This window comes from Streptomyces sp. NPDC040589, from assembly GCF_055594445.1.
In genome coordinates this window covers 593,051-607,536 of sequence record NZ_JBVIWP010000005.1, presented here as the reverse complement: position 1 = coordinate 607,536, position 14,486 = coordinate 593,051, and the positions used below count along the sequence as shown (strand labels likewise).

Below are 14,486 nucleotides of genomic sequence, written 5' to 3'. Positions count from 1 at the left end.
GCGAGCAGCTGGCCACCTTGAGCCGCACACACGTGATTCGATGACCGTCAAGGCTTCTCGCTCTCACCGCAGTCGATCTTAGTCATCTTCGATTTCGGTGGCGCTGCCTGCAGAATCCCATCCCTGCTGTATGCGAGCGTCATGGAGGCATCACTGAACGGTTCCGGCTCGCTGGGTCGAAGAATTCCTTGACTGGTACGCAACCAATGCTTTCCCCGACTATCAATGAAGCGTAGATCGACATTACGCACAGGGGGCTTGAGTTCCACCCTTGTACAAGGGGGAATTTCTCCGATGTAGCGAGCCCGAGCGTTCCTGATCATGATCTCCCAATAAACTTCCGCAAGCCCTTTCTTCTTGGCCACCTTGACGCGAGTTCCATCAGGGGAAATCAGCTCCTGATCAGCCATCACATCCTCATGGCCTCGGAGCAGCCTGTCCCAGCCGCCGCGGGAACCCTCGGCGATGCCCGAGAGGGTGTCTCCTCGGTGGTCTCGAAGCGCTGATCGTTCCGCTTCCGCATCCTTCGGATCGTTCCATTCATAGTCGAGCTGAACGGAAAAGACAGGGTCAGGTGATCGGTTAACCAGTATTCTGACGAGCCCCTCAGGCCGCTGCTCCACCCAGGACGTCACCAGGGATGCTTGTTTCCGGCGGGCCTGCGCTTCTTCTTCCCTGGATTGCGCGAGCTGATCCTTTGATGTACGCGCACCCCAGTAGGTTCCAAACCCCGTGAACACTAGCCCACTAAGCGAGATCACAGCCGTGACGATTGCTGTCCACTTAACCCAGTCCATTTTCTGTCGCCGAATCTGCGGCCTGCTCCGCACTTTCCGGCTTTTGGGATGACGCCGCGCCATTTTCGCCCGACGTACTCGGTTCTCTCGGTTCACCACATCCCCACCCGTTTCAACCCCACTGGCATGGGTTTGCTGGAAACGTACCCATAACTCGCCTGAGAACACCGGTACTGCACCGCTGACACTTAAGCTGTGCATCGCGATCTTGCAGGTCGGGGCTGGCCCGAGACGTCTGCGGCCACCATCTAACTGCGGTAGTGAGGACAAGCGAGGCCACGAGCCGGGCCGTCTGTGGGCCGTCCGAGGGCGGCCAACGACGACAGATGACGACAGTCGACGACGGCCCTCCCCCTGCGCAGAGGGGGCGCCGCGAGTGCCGGCGCACGTGCTCATCCGCGAAGGTGAGTTGAGGAACTCCAGAGCTTCGGCGGAGGATGACCGGCATGACCTCCAGCGCGCGCCCCCTCCTCAACCGCCGGCTCGCCGAGTTCGGGACGACGATCTTCGCCGAGATGTCCGCCCTGGCCCTGAGCACCGGCGCCATCAACCTCGGCCAGGGCTTCCCCGACACCGACGGCCCCGAGGAGGTCAGGGAGGCAGCCGTACGGGCCCTGCGGGACGGCCGGGGCAACCAGTACCCGCCGGGCCCCGGCGTCCCCGAGCTGCGCACCGCGGTCGCCGCCCACCAGCAGCGGCGCTACGGCCTGTCGTACGACCCCGACACGGAGGTCCTGGTCACCGCCGGGGCCACGGAGGCCATCGCGGCCTCGCTGCTGGCCCTGGTGGAGCCCGGCGACGAGGTGATCGCCCTGGAGCCGTACTACGACTCGTACGCGGCGTGCATCGCGATGGCGGGCGGGCGCCGGGTGCCGGTCACCCTGCGCGCGCACGAGGACGAGGGCCGCTTCCGCCTCGACCTGGACGAGCTGCGCGACGCCGTCACCGACCGCACCCGCCTGCTGCTGATCAACACCCCGCACAACCCCACCGGCACGGTCCTCACCCGCGAGGAGCTGGCCGCGATCGCCGAGCTGGCGGTGGAGCGCGATCTGCTCGTGGTGACGGACGAGGTGTACGAGCATCTGGTCTTCGACGAGGCCGAACACGTGCCGCTGGCGACGTTCCCGGGGATGCGCGAGCGCACGGTGACCATTTCGAGCAGCGGCAAGACGTACTCGTTCACCGGCTGGAAGGTCGGCTGGGTGACGGCGGCCCCGGAGCTGGTCACGGCCGTCCGCTCGGCGAAGCAGTACCTGACGTACGTCTCGGCGGGCCCGTTCCAGTACGCGATCGCCGAGGCGCTGGCGCTGCCCGAGTCGTACTTCACCGCCTTCCGGGACGACATGCTGCTCAAGCGGAACCTGCTGGCGGCGGGCCTGGAGGAGGCCGGGTTCCGGGTGTTCCGCCCGTCGGGGACCTACTTCGTCACCACCGACATCCGCCCCCTCGGCGAGACCGACGGCTTCGCCTTCTGCCGCGCCCTGCCGGAACGAGCCGGTGTCGTCGCCATCCCCAACGCGGTCTTCTACGACCATCGCGAGGAGGGCGCGCCGTTCGTGCGGTTCGCGTTCTGCAAGCGGACAGATGTGTTGCAGGCAGCAACAGATCGACTACTGAAACTGCGGAAAGACTGAGCTCAGATAGCTCAAGGCGGCGCCCAGGCGCTCCGAGAAGTCCTCGAACGCCCGGAGGCCACGGAAACAGTTCCGGCACAGGGCGCCGCACACGGATTGCCGCTCTCCGGGGCCTTTGCGCCGCAGATGGCGCAGGCGCGTGTTCGCAGGGCCTCGGACTCCTCCACGGTGAGCCCCTGCCGCCCAGGGCCGCTGCGTGACGGCCTGCAGCTCCCGGTGCCCCAGGGTCCGCATCTTGGGCCGTCTGCATGCGGACGCGCTGCGCTGCGCGATAGCCATCCGGGTCGGCCGCCTGGCGCCTGTGCGCGGCGTCTTGCTTCTCCTGACGCGCACAGCCCAGGCAGCGCGTCGCGCCGCATTGCTTACCGCCCTCCACTTTGCGCAGGCGGAAGGCGTCCAGAGACTTGGTCTCCCCAGTAGTGGGTGGCCCCCGGGCGGCTGGGTGGCACAGCCACCGGTGCGAACGATCAGGTTGCGCGCTTCCGCGTGGCGGCACACGCCTCGGCAACAGCCGCATATGCAACGTCACTCGCGTGATGAGCCCGGGTCGAGATGGCATTGCCGAGCGGGCACCAGCCGAATACCAGCGCGATGACGGAGGCGGCAGCCGCACTCGCTCCGCTGCTCCTCGCCAGCCCGCGTGCGAACACGGTGTTAGTCCTGGCCGCGAGGCGCCAGCGAGGCGCATTCGACACCGCCGAGTCGGCCGCTGACTGCGCCCAGTCGGCAAGGATTTCCGCCAGGCAGGCAAGGGCGTACCCCACGCAGGCAATGAACCCGCCGCCGAGGAAGAAGAGCCAGAAGATCTGGACGGCAAGGGAAGGCGTCGGGCCGTCGCCCGCAAGGGGCTCGCCCTGGATGATCCGACCCATGCCGTAAACAGCCACGTACGCGAGGAAGAGTGTGGCTAGAAATCGGACTCGGGGTGTTTCCTCCTCGATGTCGCCGTGTTCTGTGTCAGTCGGCCGCCGTGCGGATCCCGGCCCTCCTGGCGGCTGCCCAACGCTGCGCCCGGAGCGGATGAAGACATTGCGCACCTGGTTGACCACATTGCCGATCAGATCCCGGCCGACTAAGGTGCCGGATCCTTCGTTGCGCTGCTCTGTAGTCGACGGCTCGCTCGGAGGCGTCGTACTCACTGGGCCGAACCGCCGTGATTGATCGTCAGGTCGCCTACATGGTCCCGGCCGACAAAGACGCCACTCCCAGAGTTGTGCTGGCGGTAGGTGACGGCGTTCGAGTCGGCAGCAGCGGCCTCGACTTCGGGCCGCGCATCAGGGTGAGCAACGAGGTGGGCCGCGATGAGGGCGGCCAGAGCCTCAGTTCTCTCGGCCTCGGTACGCCCCGAAGCGCTTTCGGCGGCGGCAACTGCGGCGTCCTGGTCCTGGGCGGTGCCACGACGAAACAGTGCGACGACCCGCGCACGGAGCGCCTGCGCGCCTCCGGTAACGCCTGCTGCCACGAGGGTGCCAGCGGCGCCACTCGCCACCGTCATAATCTCGGCCTCGTACATGCGAACTCCTCCCCCGACCGTGTACTGGTCCGCATACAGGGGGAACTTACCTTTGGCGCCTACTTTCCCGGAGCCGATCGCCTCCGTTGCTGAGCGCGACGTCTGTCACAACGCGGCCCGTACCAGAAAAGGAGCCCCCACCCTGGGCGTTCCAGGGCAGGGGCTCCAGCACGGGTGGGGCCAAGCAGCGGACGCGTACTGCTCTGCGCGCGTCTCCGGCGACGGAAACAACCCGTGCGCCCTCCTCGGTGAGCATCCTCGGGGCTCCCGTCCACGCGTAATGGAACCGCTCCGGGGTGACCGGCATCCGGCCTGCACCGAACTTCGGACCTTCGCAGACGCCGTCGAGGCCGAGCCTCAGCAACGTGCGCCGCTTCTCCAACGCGGCACCCTTCCACGCCTCCCGGATCAGCTCGGCGTCCATGAGGTACCCGATGTCCGCCGTGGGCTCCGGCACCCGGCGTACCGGCCACACGTACACGGCTGCCCCGAGCCGCCATGCACCCGCGCCGCCGCACCGGGAGTCCTTCGTCAGCGGGCGTCTGCCTCGGGATCCGGGCGCGGGAGTTCGTCGAGGTCGAGGGTGAAGGTGCGGCCGTCGGCCAGGGGGATGGGGAGCTTGCCCGTGCCGTACTTGTGGGTGTGTGCGGCGATGTAACCGGTGGCGGTCGGCTGGGTGTGAAGGACGACTTCCTGGGCGTAGGGGTCCACGACCAGGTAGATCGGGATTCCGTAGCGGCCGTACTTCGCGGTGCAGTCGTCGTAGTCCTTGCGTGTGGAAGAGGTCGAGACGACCTCGGAGATCAGCAGGACGTCCTCGAAGCTGTAGCGCTTGCCTTCCTTGCGTGCGTCCTCGCGCAGGATCGCGAGGTCGGGGGCGGAGTTCTCGTCGGCGGGGAAGTCGATGTAGACATCGGAGGTGACCTTCGCGTGACGGCCGAGGGCAAGAGCGGAGTCGATCTGCATCGACCTGATGGTGCTGGAGTGCTCTTCGCTCTGCGGGGTCATGATCACCTTTCCGTCGGCCCCGAACAGGACCGTGTACCCCTTGGGGAACTCGGTGTGCACGATCGCGTCGACGCTCATGGACGGCTCCTTCCCGTGTGTGGTCAGGATACGACGGACAGTGCCGCGTCACCGGGCCCGTCGGTACGGCCGACAGACCGGTCCGGACAGGTTGTGCGGCCCGCTCACCACCGGTGCCGGAGATCCGCAGCGGGGCCTGTCGCACGATAGAGGAATAGATAGGCCGACGAGGAGTGGCCTGGGTGACGGCGGCCCCGGAGCTGGTCACGGCCGTCCGCTCGGCGAAGCAGTACCTGACGTACGTCTCGGCGGGCCCGTTCCAGTACGCGATCGCCGAGGCGCTGGCGCTGCCCGAGTCGTACTTCACCGCCTTCCGGGACGACATGCTGCTCAAGCGGAACCTGCTGGCGGCGGGCCTGGAGGAGGCCGGGTTCCGGGTGTTCCGCCCGTCGGGGACCTACTTCGTCACCACCGACATCCGCCCCCTCGGCGAGACCGACGGCTTCGCCTTCTGCCGCGCCCTGCCGGAACGAGCCGGTGTCGTCGCCATCCCCAACGCGGTCTTCTACGACCATCGCGAGGAGGGCGCGCCGTTCGTGCGGTTCGCGTTCTGCAAGCGGACGGGGGTGCTGGAGGAGGCGGCGAAGCGGCTCGGGGCGGCGTTCTAGACGAGGGGTGAGTGGCGTCAGGCCGGGCGGACCGCGCCCTTGATCGCCGACTGGCCGGCGAAGAACACCGACTCCTCACGGATGAGCGCTCCGGGACCCGGGGCGTGGATCATCATGCCGTCGCCGCTCCAGATGCCGACGTGACCGAGGTCGTCGTGGAAGAAGACCAGGTCTCCGACCTGGGCGTCAGCGAGCGAGACCTGCGTTCCCGCTTCCCACTGGGCCTGCGTGGTCCGGGGAAGCGTGACGCCGGCGGCCTTCCACGCCGCCTGGGTGAGACCGGGGGCGTCGTACGATCCCGGCCCGACCGCGCCCCATACGCAGGGCCTGCCGGTCTGCGCCCGGGCGAAGGCGATCACCCGCTCGGCCCGGGGACGGTGGCCGCTGTCCGGCGACAGCCATGATCCGCCGTAGGCGCCGGGTGTGAACGTGGCGGAGAGGGCGGGTGCGGCGGCCGGCTCGGCGGGCACTGCCGGAGCAGGAGCCGTGAGGGCGGATGCCGGGACGTCCGGCAGGCCGGCGTCATAGATCGCGGTGGTCAGGCCGGCCGGTGGAGCGGAGGTGTGGTGAGCGGTGGGACCGGAGGTGTAGTGAGCGGTGGGACCGGAGGTGTAGTGAGGGGTGGGGCCAGAGGTGTAGTCAGGGGTGGGACCGGAGGTGTGGTGAGCGGTCGGATCGACTGACAGCGCCGTGGGATACGTCGCGGTCGCGCCGGTCGCCGGACCGGCACTGTAGGCCTCCGTCCCGCTTGCCGGGAGATCCGCCTGGAGGGTACTCGCGGCGGGGCCCGGGACGGTGGGCAGCGTCACGGTGGGCAGCGGGCCGGACAGTGGGCCGGGCTCCGGGGCAGGCGCCGGTACGGGCTCGTACAGCGGCCACGCCGCCGCGTCGCCGCCGAGGACCGGTAGCGCATCACCGGGCCGGTCGCTCTCGTCCCGCCGGTACTCGCCCGGCAGAGCCGGTGCGACACGCTGGGCGGGGATCTCCGGGAGGGATCCGGTGGTTGGTGACTGAGCTGTTCCGCCGGTCAGCTCCCGCGCAACACCCTTGGGCGCTTCGAGGGCGAGGGGTTCCGCGGGACGTTCCGCCGGGCGCACGGGTCGTACGGACTCGGGTGCGCGGGCGGGACGGACCGGCGACCTCCTGTCCGGCAGCGTCGCCTGCAGGGTCGGGCCCAATGTGGCCCGGGCGGAGTCGAACCACTTCCGGGCAAAGGTCGCGGCCGCGGGCTCCGTGTCCTCCTGGGACTGGCCACCGGTGGCCGCGCTCCTCTGGCGCGGGATCGAAGCGGCGCGGGTCGCGTTGTATCTACCCGTGTCTCTCTCGGCCCGGTCGTAGAGCCTGTTGACCAACCGCCGGACCTCATCAGGGCTCGGGCCCTCGCTCTCACTCGCCAACGAGGGCGCTCCTTCCGTCCGAAAGCGGGCGAGACCACCTGCCTACCGGTAGAAGTCGCGCGCGCAGTGGTCAACTTAGCAAACTTGTGAACCTTCAGTGAAGATCGAGCCCTGGAGGGTGACCGACCGGCCGGGCGCTTTCGAGGAGTCGACGGGTGGGTCAGCCGGAGGAGTCACCCTTGGCGAGCCGGGCGACCACCACGAGGATCGCGACGGCGAGAGCGGCGCCGACGCCGTAGCGGACGCCGTCGGCGGCGTCGCCGGCGAACAGCACCACCTCCGCGCAGGCGAGTACGGCCAGCAGGGCGGCGAGGGAGGTGGTGGAGCGGGAGACGGTCATCGGATTTCCTTGCGGTGAGGGCCGGGTTTCCGGCTGTACCGGCGTGTGTGACGGCGGGTACGACTCTGCCGTCCGGCGAGGGCCGCCACGAGGCCGTCCGCGCGCAGCTTGCTGCACAGGCGGATTCCTCAAGCTGCAGCGGCCCTCTCGCGCCGCCCGCTCGTCATTGACAGTCGAGTGCGGGCGTTCAAGGATCCCGGGGACCGCATGTGTGATCGGTCGTCAACTGTGGGAAACACATGGCCAATCCGCTTGCCTTCCTGGGCGTGAACGAAGCGGAGGAACAGCTGTACCGCGCTCTCCTGAGGGACGGCTCCCAGAAGCCCGGTGCGGACTCACACACGTCGTTCGAGGAATCGGCCCTGGACCGGCTGGTGGCATTGGGGCTCGCCACCCGGAACACCCGGGGCGCGGTCCGCCCGGTCCCTCCGCCCCGGGCCGTGGACGCCCTGATCGACGGCCGGCTGCGCCGCCTGCGGGAGGAGCTGGAGAGCGAGGCCACGCGGCACTCGGTCGTCGAGTCCCTGTTCCAGGAGCGTCTGACCACCCCCTCCTCGCCCCGCGCGGACGCCGGCGACGGCGGCCAGGTGATCACACAGCTGCACGGGATCGAGGCGGTCCGGGAAGCCATCGACGAGCTGACCTTCTTCGCCCGGACCGAGGACCTGACCACGGAGCCGACCGGCGTCCTGACCGAGGAGTCGATCGCCGTCTCGCACCCGATCAACATGCGGTTGCTGCGCCGTGGCGTGCGGATGCGCATGATCATGGGGTCCGCGATCATGCGGGACGACACCACCCTCACCTACATGCGTGAGCTGGTCTCGCACGGAGCGGAGGTGCGGATCTCCCACCACCCCGTCGAGCGCGTGATCATCGTCGACCGGTCGGCCGCGCTGACCCCCATCGACCCGGCCCGCACCTCGGTGGGGGCGCTGCTGGTGCGTGAACCCGGCCTGGTGGCCACGTTGGTCACGCTCTTCGAGCGCATGTGGGAGGGGGCGGATGACCTCCCCGGGGGCGAGGCGGACCTGCCGTCCGACATCGAGCGTGAGATCCTCGCCCTGCTCAGGGACGCCGACAAGGACGAGACGGCGGCGCGCCGCCTCGGGGTGTCCGTGCGCACCTACCGCAAGCACCTGGCCGCGCTCATGCGCCGCCTCGGCGCCGCGAACAGGGTCGAGGCCGCGCTGCTCGCTCACGAGAAGGGCTGGCTGGGCTGAAAAGGCGTACGGCGCGTACAGCACGTACCTGACCTGCTCGTACGCGCCGACGCGCCGCTGGGGCGAGGCCTCGCTGGGCCTACTCTTCGTCTTCGGGCTTCTCCGCCTCGTTGATCTCCTCCTCGAGACCGAGCTGCTCGATGAGCCACTTGTCGAACTCGATCGCGGCGCGCACCCAGCTGACCGTCGAGGAGACGAAGTGCTCCAGGCTGACACCCATGCCGATCAGCATCTGGGCCTCGCCGATGAGGCGGACCGTGCCGTCGTCGTGGGTGTGGCTGTAGACCTTGGGCCACAGCGTGCGACGGTTCCAGTCGTCGATGGACTCCAGGATCTGCGGCTTCGCCTCGATCTCATGGGGCCGGTCGTAGAACGTCCGCACGGAGAAGACCTGCTGGTCTCCCTCACCCCGGAACATGAAGTAGGTGCGGAACTGCTCCCACGGCGCCGCGAGGTCTCCCTCGTCGTCGACGACGTACTTGAGCTCCATCTGGTCGAGGAGCTGCTTCACGAGGTCCTGATCCGGGACGACGGGGCCGGCCGGGCCGCCGGGCTGCGGCTCGGGCTGGCCCCCGAAGTTCGGAATCGAGGACGGGTCGATGGTCACCGTGAATTTCCCTTCGTACGGATTCCGCCATCCTCCCCCATGCGGGGAGGGGGGTGGCAAGCCCGGACCGGCCCCATCAGCCGTCGGCTGTCAGGATCCGGCCGGTCGGGGGAAGCACCGGGTACCCACCGGAGCCATCACACGGCTGTCAGGCGCGACGGACCTCGAAGATGTCGACCTTGTTGTTCCAGTTCCCGCCGCCCGGGTAGTCGAGGTTGGTGAAGTTCGACCAGCCGCCCGGCGGGTCGAGTCGCCGGACCCGGTCCTCGACGGGCCAGGAGCGCAGGTCGGTGATCTTCGCGTCGCCGTAGTTCACCGAGTAGCGGCCGACCCAGTAGTAGACGGCGCTCAGCTTGTCCCGGCAGCCCCACTCGTTGAGGTCCTTCTTCCCGTCGGAGTACAGCCGCAGGAGCTTGCCCTTGTAGCCGACCTTCATATAGAGGCACCAGTAGTCGGCGACGCACCGGGCGGGCGGCGCGGCGGCCGCGCTGGGCCCGGCGGGAGCGGAGGCGTTGGCCTTCAGCGTCTCCTCGCGGATCTCGGCGGGCAGCTCGGGGTCGGCCAGCGCCTCGGCGTCCGAGTCGTAGCAGTGCACCTCACCGCTGGGCAGCTCGGTACAGCTGTCGGCGCCCTCCCATGAATCGGCGAGGTTGATCTTCCGCCCGTCGTACTCGGCGATCACGGGGTTCGCCGGTGTCTCGTCCGCCGGTGTGGCGGTGACCGACGGCTCGGCGGTGGGCTCCTCGGCCGCCTGCACCACCGTGCCGCTGGTGAGTACGAGCACGGTGGCCGAGGCCGTGGCCACGAGGGCAGCCGTCAACGATCTGCGTATCACGTCTGTCTCTCCGGGATGTCGTGACTGGATGACGGATTTCCGCAGGTCAGCCGTGGATCAACTTGGTGCCGTCGAGCTCCTGGGTGATGGCGCCCTTGCCGTCGCCCTCGATGTCGTAGACGACCGTGGCGTCCGACGACCACCACAGCTCACCGTCGTACGTGACGGACGGAGCGACGCAGGTGTTCTCAGGGGAGTCGTAGGACCACGCGTAGTGGTCGTTGACGACCGCGGTCATGTCGCAGGTCTTCTTGGACACGACCTCGTCGGTCCCGGACGTGCCGAGGCGCGCTTCGACCCGCGTTGTGATCTTGAAGCTGGTGAACCGCTTCGAGCCGTCGATCACCTGGTCGACGCCGAGCTGCCAGTAGACGACCGACTTCCCGGTCATGTTGCCGCTGGAGGTCATGTTCGCACCGGTGTTCTCCACGTAGTAGGTCGTCTGCGGCTTCTGGCCGGGGAAGACGACGTCGAACTGGGACGAGGCCGTCCAGGCGGCCGCCGGGCCGGCGAACAGCACGCCGATCGCGAGGGCGGACGACGTGAGACCGGCTGCGGTCAGGATCTTGCGCATGGGCATTCCTTCTGGGCTGGAGTCGGTACGCGTGAGGCCAGTGCGGAGCGGAGCGAGGCAGAGCAGGGGGCCGTCGAAGGGCTGGTCACCTGTGCCGGCGTCGGCGTGTGCCGTGCCGCGATGAGATGCCCGTCAGCGGACGGGTGGCGGCGTGAAGGCGCGCGGAATGACGTGCATGGCCGAATTCCCCCGTGAATCCCCCGTGAATGGTCAACGCACCAGGCAGGACTGGTCAGGTCCACTTCACTGGCAGCCCGGTCACTCTAGACACACGGGCAACACGCCCGACAGAGATCCGCGGGAACGTGGCCGATACCGCTTTCACGAGCGGAATCGACGGGCGGATGCGAAAAGACGTTCGACCCCTGCGGGGAAACTGTGAAGCTGCCGTGAAGCGGAAGGAACGCAGCGTGCGGATGCGGCCAGAGTTGGCCGAATACCGCCGAATACCTCGTACGCCCGTCCGGTTCGCCTCATCACGGCATGCGACGGCCCGCCCCACCTGTGCGGGGGCGGGCCGTCGTCGGGGCATGAGCGGCCGGTCAGAGCGTCTTGCCCGTCGCCGGGCCCACGATCAGGCCCTCCTCGAAGCGGTCCACCCGGACCGTGTCGCCGTCCTTGATCTCGCCGGAGAGGATCTCCTTGGCGAGGCGGTCACCGATCGCGGACTGGACGAGGCGGCGCAGCGGGCGGGCGCCGTACGCCGGGTCCATGCCCTCCTCGGCGAGCCACGCCAGGGCCTCGGGCGTGATGTCCAGGGTGAGGCGCCGCTCGGCGAGGCGCTTGGCCAGACGGTCGAGCTGGAGCTTCGCGATGCGCTCCAGCTCGGGCTTGGTCAGCGCGGCGAAGACGACCAGGTCGTCCAGGCGGTTGAGGAACTCCGGCTTGAAGGAGGTCCGCACCACCTCCAGCACCTGCTCCTTCTTCTCCTCCTCGCTGGTGATCGGGTCGACGAGGAACTGGCTGCCCAGGTTCGACGTCAGGACGAGGATCGTGTTGCGGAAGTCGACCGTGCGGCCCTGCCCGTCGGTGAGCCGGCCGTCGTCCAGGACCTGGAGCAGGATGTCGAAGACCTCGGGGTGGGCCTTCTCCACCTCGTCCAGCAGGACGACGGAGTACGGGCGGCGGCGCACCGACTCGGTGAGCTGGCCGCCCTCCTCGTAGCCGACGTATCCGGGCGGGGCGCCGACGAGGCGGGCCACGCTGTGCTTCTCGCTGTACTCCGACATGTCGATGCGGACCATCGCCCGCTCGTCGTCGAAGAGGAAGTCGGCGAGGGCCTTGGCCAGTTCGGTCTTGCCCACGCCCGTCGGGCCCAGGAAGAGGAAGGAGCCGGTGGGCCGGTCGGGGTCGGCGATGCCGGCGCGGGACCGCCGTACGGCGTCGGACACCGCCCGCACCGCCTCGGTCTGCCCGATGAGGCGCTTGCCGAGCTCGTCCTCCATGCGCAGCAGCTTCTGCGTCTCGCCCTCCAGCAGACGCCCGGCCGGGATGCCGGTCCAGGAGGCGACGACGTCGGCGATGTCGTCGGAGCCGACCTCCTCCTTGACCATGGTGTCCTTGGCGACCTCTTCCTCGGCCTCGGAGGCGGCCTCCAGCTCCTTCTCCAGGGCCGGGATCTCGCCGTAGAGCAGCTTGGAGGCGGTGTCGAAGTCGCCGTCGCGCTGGGCGCGTTCGGCCTGGCCGCGCACCTCGTCGAGGCGTTCCTTCAGCTCACCGACGCGGTTGAGGGACTGCTTCTCCTTCTCCCAGCGGGCGGTGAGGCCGCGCAGCTCCTCCTCCTTGTCGGCGAGGTCGCGGCGCAGCTTGTCCAGGCGCTCGCGGGAGGCGGCGTCGGTCTCCTTGCCGATCGCCAGCTCCTCCATCTTCAACCGGTCGACGGCGCGCTGGAGTTCGTCGATCTCGACGGGGGACGAGTCGATCTCCATGCGCAGCCGCGAGGCCGCCTCGTCGACCAGGTCGATGGCCTTGTCGGGCAGGAAGCGGGAGGTGATGTACCGGTCGGAGAGACTCGCGGCGGCGACCAGGGCACTGTCCGCGATCTGCACCTTGTGGTGGGCCTCGTACCTCCCCTTGAGCCCGCGCAGGATCGCGATGGAGTCCTCGACGGTCGGCTCGGCGACCAGCACCTGCTGGAAGCGCCGCTCCAGGGCGGGGTCCTTCTCGATGCGCTCCCGGTACTCGTCGAGGGTCGTGGCACCGACCATGCGCAGCTCGCCGCGCGCGAGCATCGGCTTCAGCATGTTGCCGGCGTCCATGGCGGAGTCGCCGCCCGCACCGGCCCCGACGACGGTGTGCAGCTCGTCGATGAAGGTGATGATCTGCCCGTCGGAGTCCTTGATCTCGGCCAGGACGGTCTTCAGCCGCTCCTCGAACTCGCCCCGGTACTTCGCCCCGGCGACCATCGCGCCCAGGTCGAGCGCGACCAGCCGCTTGTCCTTCAGCGACTCGGGCACATCGCCCTTCACGATGCGCTGGGCGAGCCCCTCGACGACGGCGGTCTTGCCGACGCCGGGCTCACCGATCAGCACGGGGTTGTTCTTGGTCCGCCGGGACAGCACCTGCACGACCCGCCGGATCTCCTGGTCCCGTCCGATGACCGGGTCGAGCTTGCCTTCGCGGGCGGCGGCGGTGAAGTCGGTGCCGAACTTCTCCAGGGCCTTGTACTGGCCCTCGGGGTCGGCCGTGGTCACCCGGCGCTGCCCCCGCGCCTTCTGGAAGGCCGCCTGGAGCCTCTTGGCGTCGGCGCCCTGCTGGGAGAGCACCTCGCCGGCCGCGCCGCCCTTCGCCGCGATACCGATGAGGAGGTGCTCCGTGGAGAGGTACTCGTCCCCGAGCTCCTTGGCGCGGGCCTGCGCGTCGGCGACGACGGCGAGCATCTCGCGGTTGGGCTGGGGCGGCGCCACGGTGGAGCCGGTCACGCTGGGCAGCCCGGCGAGCACGCGCTCGGCTCCGACCCGCACGGCCGCCTGGTCGGCGTCGACGGCCACGAGCAGATCGGTGATGTTCTCGTTTTCTCGGGGGCCTCGCCCCTGGAGCAGCGAGAGCAGCAGATGGGCGGGGGTGAGGTCGGGGTGCCCCTCGGTCACGGCACGGTTGCTGGCCGCGTTGATCGCGTCCCGGCTCCGGTTGGTCAGCTCGGCGTCCACGTTCGCGTTCTCCTCCTCCTTGCACTGACCCGATCAGCGCACTGACTCAATCAGCGTACATAAAGTTGAGTCTATTCCACTCAAGGACGGATCCGGGAGTACGTGAGGGGCTAAGTTCCGGGTCATGGCCACCAAGTACTCCGTCGATCCGGGTGCCCCCGACCAGCCGTACCTCGCCTTCTGGCGGGAGCGGCACGTCTGCACCCTGACGACTCCCCGCCCGGACGGCACTCCGCACGTGGTACCCGTCGGAGTCACATACGATCCCGAGGCCCGTCTGGCTCGGGTGATCGCGAACAAGGCGAGCGCCAAGGTGCGCCACGTGCTGGCCGCCGGGGAGCAGGGGGCGGCCGTCGCGGTCTGCCAGATGGAGGGCAAGCGGTGGGCCACACTGGAGGGCCGGGCCTTCGTCCACGGCGAGCCCGACCGGGTCGCGGAGGCGGAACGCCGCTACGCGGAGCGCTACGGCCGGACCCCGTCGCCCAATCCGGCGCGCGTGGTGATCGAGATCGAGCTGACGCGAGCGATGGGGCGAGGGTGACCAGAAGTTGAGCGGAGTGAAAATCCACACCGGTGATCGATTGCTTCCGGCCACCGCGTGACCAGGTCGATTCCAGGAAATGTCCCCCAAAACTGCAGCGGGGGTGGAGTGGGGGGGGGGGGGGGGGGGGAGGGGGGGGGGGGGAAAACAAGCAAACCGCTTCGCAGGGGGGAGCGAGT

The 14,486-nt window shown here is 68.9% G+C and carries 13 protein-coding genes and 1 pseudogene; 4 read left to right on the top strand and 10 right to left on the bottom strand.

What is annotated here, in order from left to right; all coding sequences use genetic code 11:
• Positions 1-47: 47 nt before the first annotated feature.
• Complete coding sequence (locus ACZ58V_RS25575) at positions 48-998, bottom strand: hypothetical protein (protein ID WP_471292563.1); 951 nt, start codon at positions 996-998, stop codon at positions 48-50.
• Between the two features lie 236 nt (positions 999-1,234).
• Between ACZ58V_RS25575 and ACZ58V_RS25570 the strand changes: the two genes are divergently transcribed.
• The gene (locus ACZ58V_RS25570) at positions 1,235-2,434 is read left to right on the top strand and encodes a pyridoxal phosphate-dependent aminotransferase (RefSeq protein WP_471292560.1); all 1,200 of its coding nucleotides are present in this window, start codon (positions 1,235-1,237) and stop codon (positions 2,432-2,434) included.
• A gap of 467 nt (positions 2,435-2,901) precedes the next feature.
• Here ACZ58V_RS25570 and ACZ58V_RS25565 read toward each other — a convergent pair whose 3' ends face one another.
• The 3 genes from ACZ58V_RS25565 to ACZ58V_RS25555 all read right to left on the bottom strand — a co-directional run bounded on the left by ACZ58V_RS25565 (position 2,902) and on the right by ACZ58V_RS25555 (position 5,033).
• Entirely contained in the window at positions 2,902-3,573 is a 672-nt protein-coding gene (locus ACZ58V_RS25565; protein ID WP_471292557.1) for a hypothetical protein, read from the bottom strand.
• On the bottom strand, positions 3,570-3,947 hold the full coding sequence (locus ACZ58V_RS25560; RefSeq protein WP_471292556.1) for a hypothetical protein: 378 nt from the start codon (positions 3,945-3,947) through the stop codon (positions 3,570-3,572). The genes ACZ58V_RS25565 and ACZ58V_RS25560 overlap by 4 nt, the downstream gene beginning before the upstream one ends.
• A 531-nt stretch (positions 3,948-4,478) precedes the next feature.
• A complete protein-coding gene (locus ACZ58V_RS25555) occupies positions 4,479-5,033 on the bottom strand; it encodes a Uma2 family endonuclease (RefSeq protein WP_471292553.1) in 555 nt (184 codons plus the stop codon).
• Between the two features lie 173 nt (positions 5,034-5,206).
• Here ACZ58V_RS25555 and ACZ58V_RS25550 point away from each other — a divergent pair.
• Positions 5,207-5,641: pseudogene (locus tag ACZ58V_RS25550) on the top strand (aminotransferase class I/II-fold pyridoxal phosphate-dependent enzyme); the annotation flags it as partial.
• A gap of 17 nt (positions 5,642-5,658) precedes the next feature.
• Here the strand turns inward: ACZ58V_RS25550 and ACZ58V_RS25545 are convergent.
• A complete protein-coding gene (locus ACZ58V_RS25545; RefSeq protein ID WP_471292551.1) occupies positions 5,659-6,738 on the bottom strand; it encodes a C40 family peptidase in 1,080 nt (359 codons plus the stop codon).
• Positions 6,739-7,198: 460 nt separating this feature from the next.
• Complete coding sequence (locus ACZ58V_RS25540; protein WP_471292548.1) at positions 7,199-7,378, bottom strand: hypothetical protein; 180 nt, start codon at positions 7,376-7,378, stop codon at positions 7,199-7,201.
• 239 nt (positions 7,379-7,617) lie between these two features.
• On the opposite strand from ACZ58V_RS25540, the gene ACZ58V_RS25535 reads away from it, so the two are divergent.
• Positions 7,618-8,601 carry a helix-turn-helix transcriptional regulator gene (locus ACZ58V_RS25535; protein WP_471292545.1) on the top strand — a complete coding sequence of 328 codons (984 nt, stop codon included), beginning with the start codon at positions 7,618-7,620 and terminating at the stop codon, positions 8,599-8,601.
• Positions 8,602-8,680: 79 nt separating this feature from the next.
• On the opposite strand, the gene ACZ58V_RS25530 is transcribed toward ACZ58V_RS25535, so the two are convergent.
• From ACZ58V_RS25530 to clpB, 4 genes are all read right to left on the bottom strand, one after another.
• Positions 8,681-9,208: a YbjN domain-containing protein gene (locus tag ACZ58V_RS25530; RefSeq protein WP_031142427.1), complete on the bottom strand. Its 528-nt coding sequence runs from the start codon at positions 9,206-9,208 to the stop codon at positions 8,681-8,683.
• 148 nt (positions 9,209-9,356) lie between these two features.
• Positions 9,357-10,043 (bottom strand): hypothetical protein, encoded by a 687-nt coding sequence (locus ACZ58V_RS25525; protein ID WP_468192793.1) that lies wholly within the window; start codon positions 10,041-10,043, stop codon positions 9,357-9,359.
• Between the two features lie 46 nt (positions 10,044-10,089).
• The gene (locus ACZ58V_RS25520) at positions 10,090-10,617 is read right to left on the bottom strand and encodes a hypothetical protein (RefSeq protein WP_468192795.1); all 528 of its coding nucleotides are present in this window, start codon (positions 10,615-10,617) and stop codon (positions 10,090-10,092) included.
• Positions 10,618-11,159: 542 nt separating this feature from the next.
• The gene (gene clpB / locus ACZ58V_RS25515; protein WP_471292541.1) at positions 11,160-13,766 is read right to left on the bottom strand and encodes an ATP-dependent chaperone ClpB; all 2,607 of its coding nucleotides are present in this window, start codon (positions 13,764-13,766) and stop codon (positions 11,160-11,162) included.
• A gap of 124 nt (positions 13,767-13,890) precedes the next feature.
• Here clpB and ACZ58V_RS25510 point away from each other — a divergent pair, with 124 nt between their 5' ends.
• Complete coding sequence (locus ACZ58V_RS25510) at positions 13,891-14,307, top strand: pyridoxamine 5'-phosphate oxidase family protein (RefSeq protein WP_471292540.1); 417 nt, start codon at positions 13,891-13,893, stop codon at positions 14,305-14,307.
• Positions 14,308-14,486: the final 179 nt, after the last annotated feature.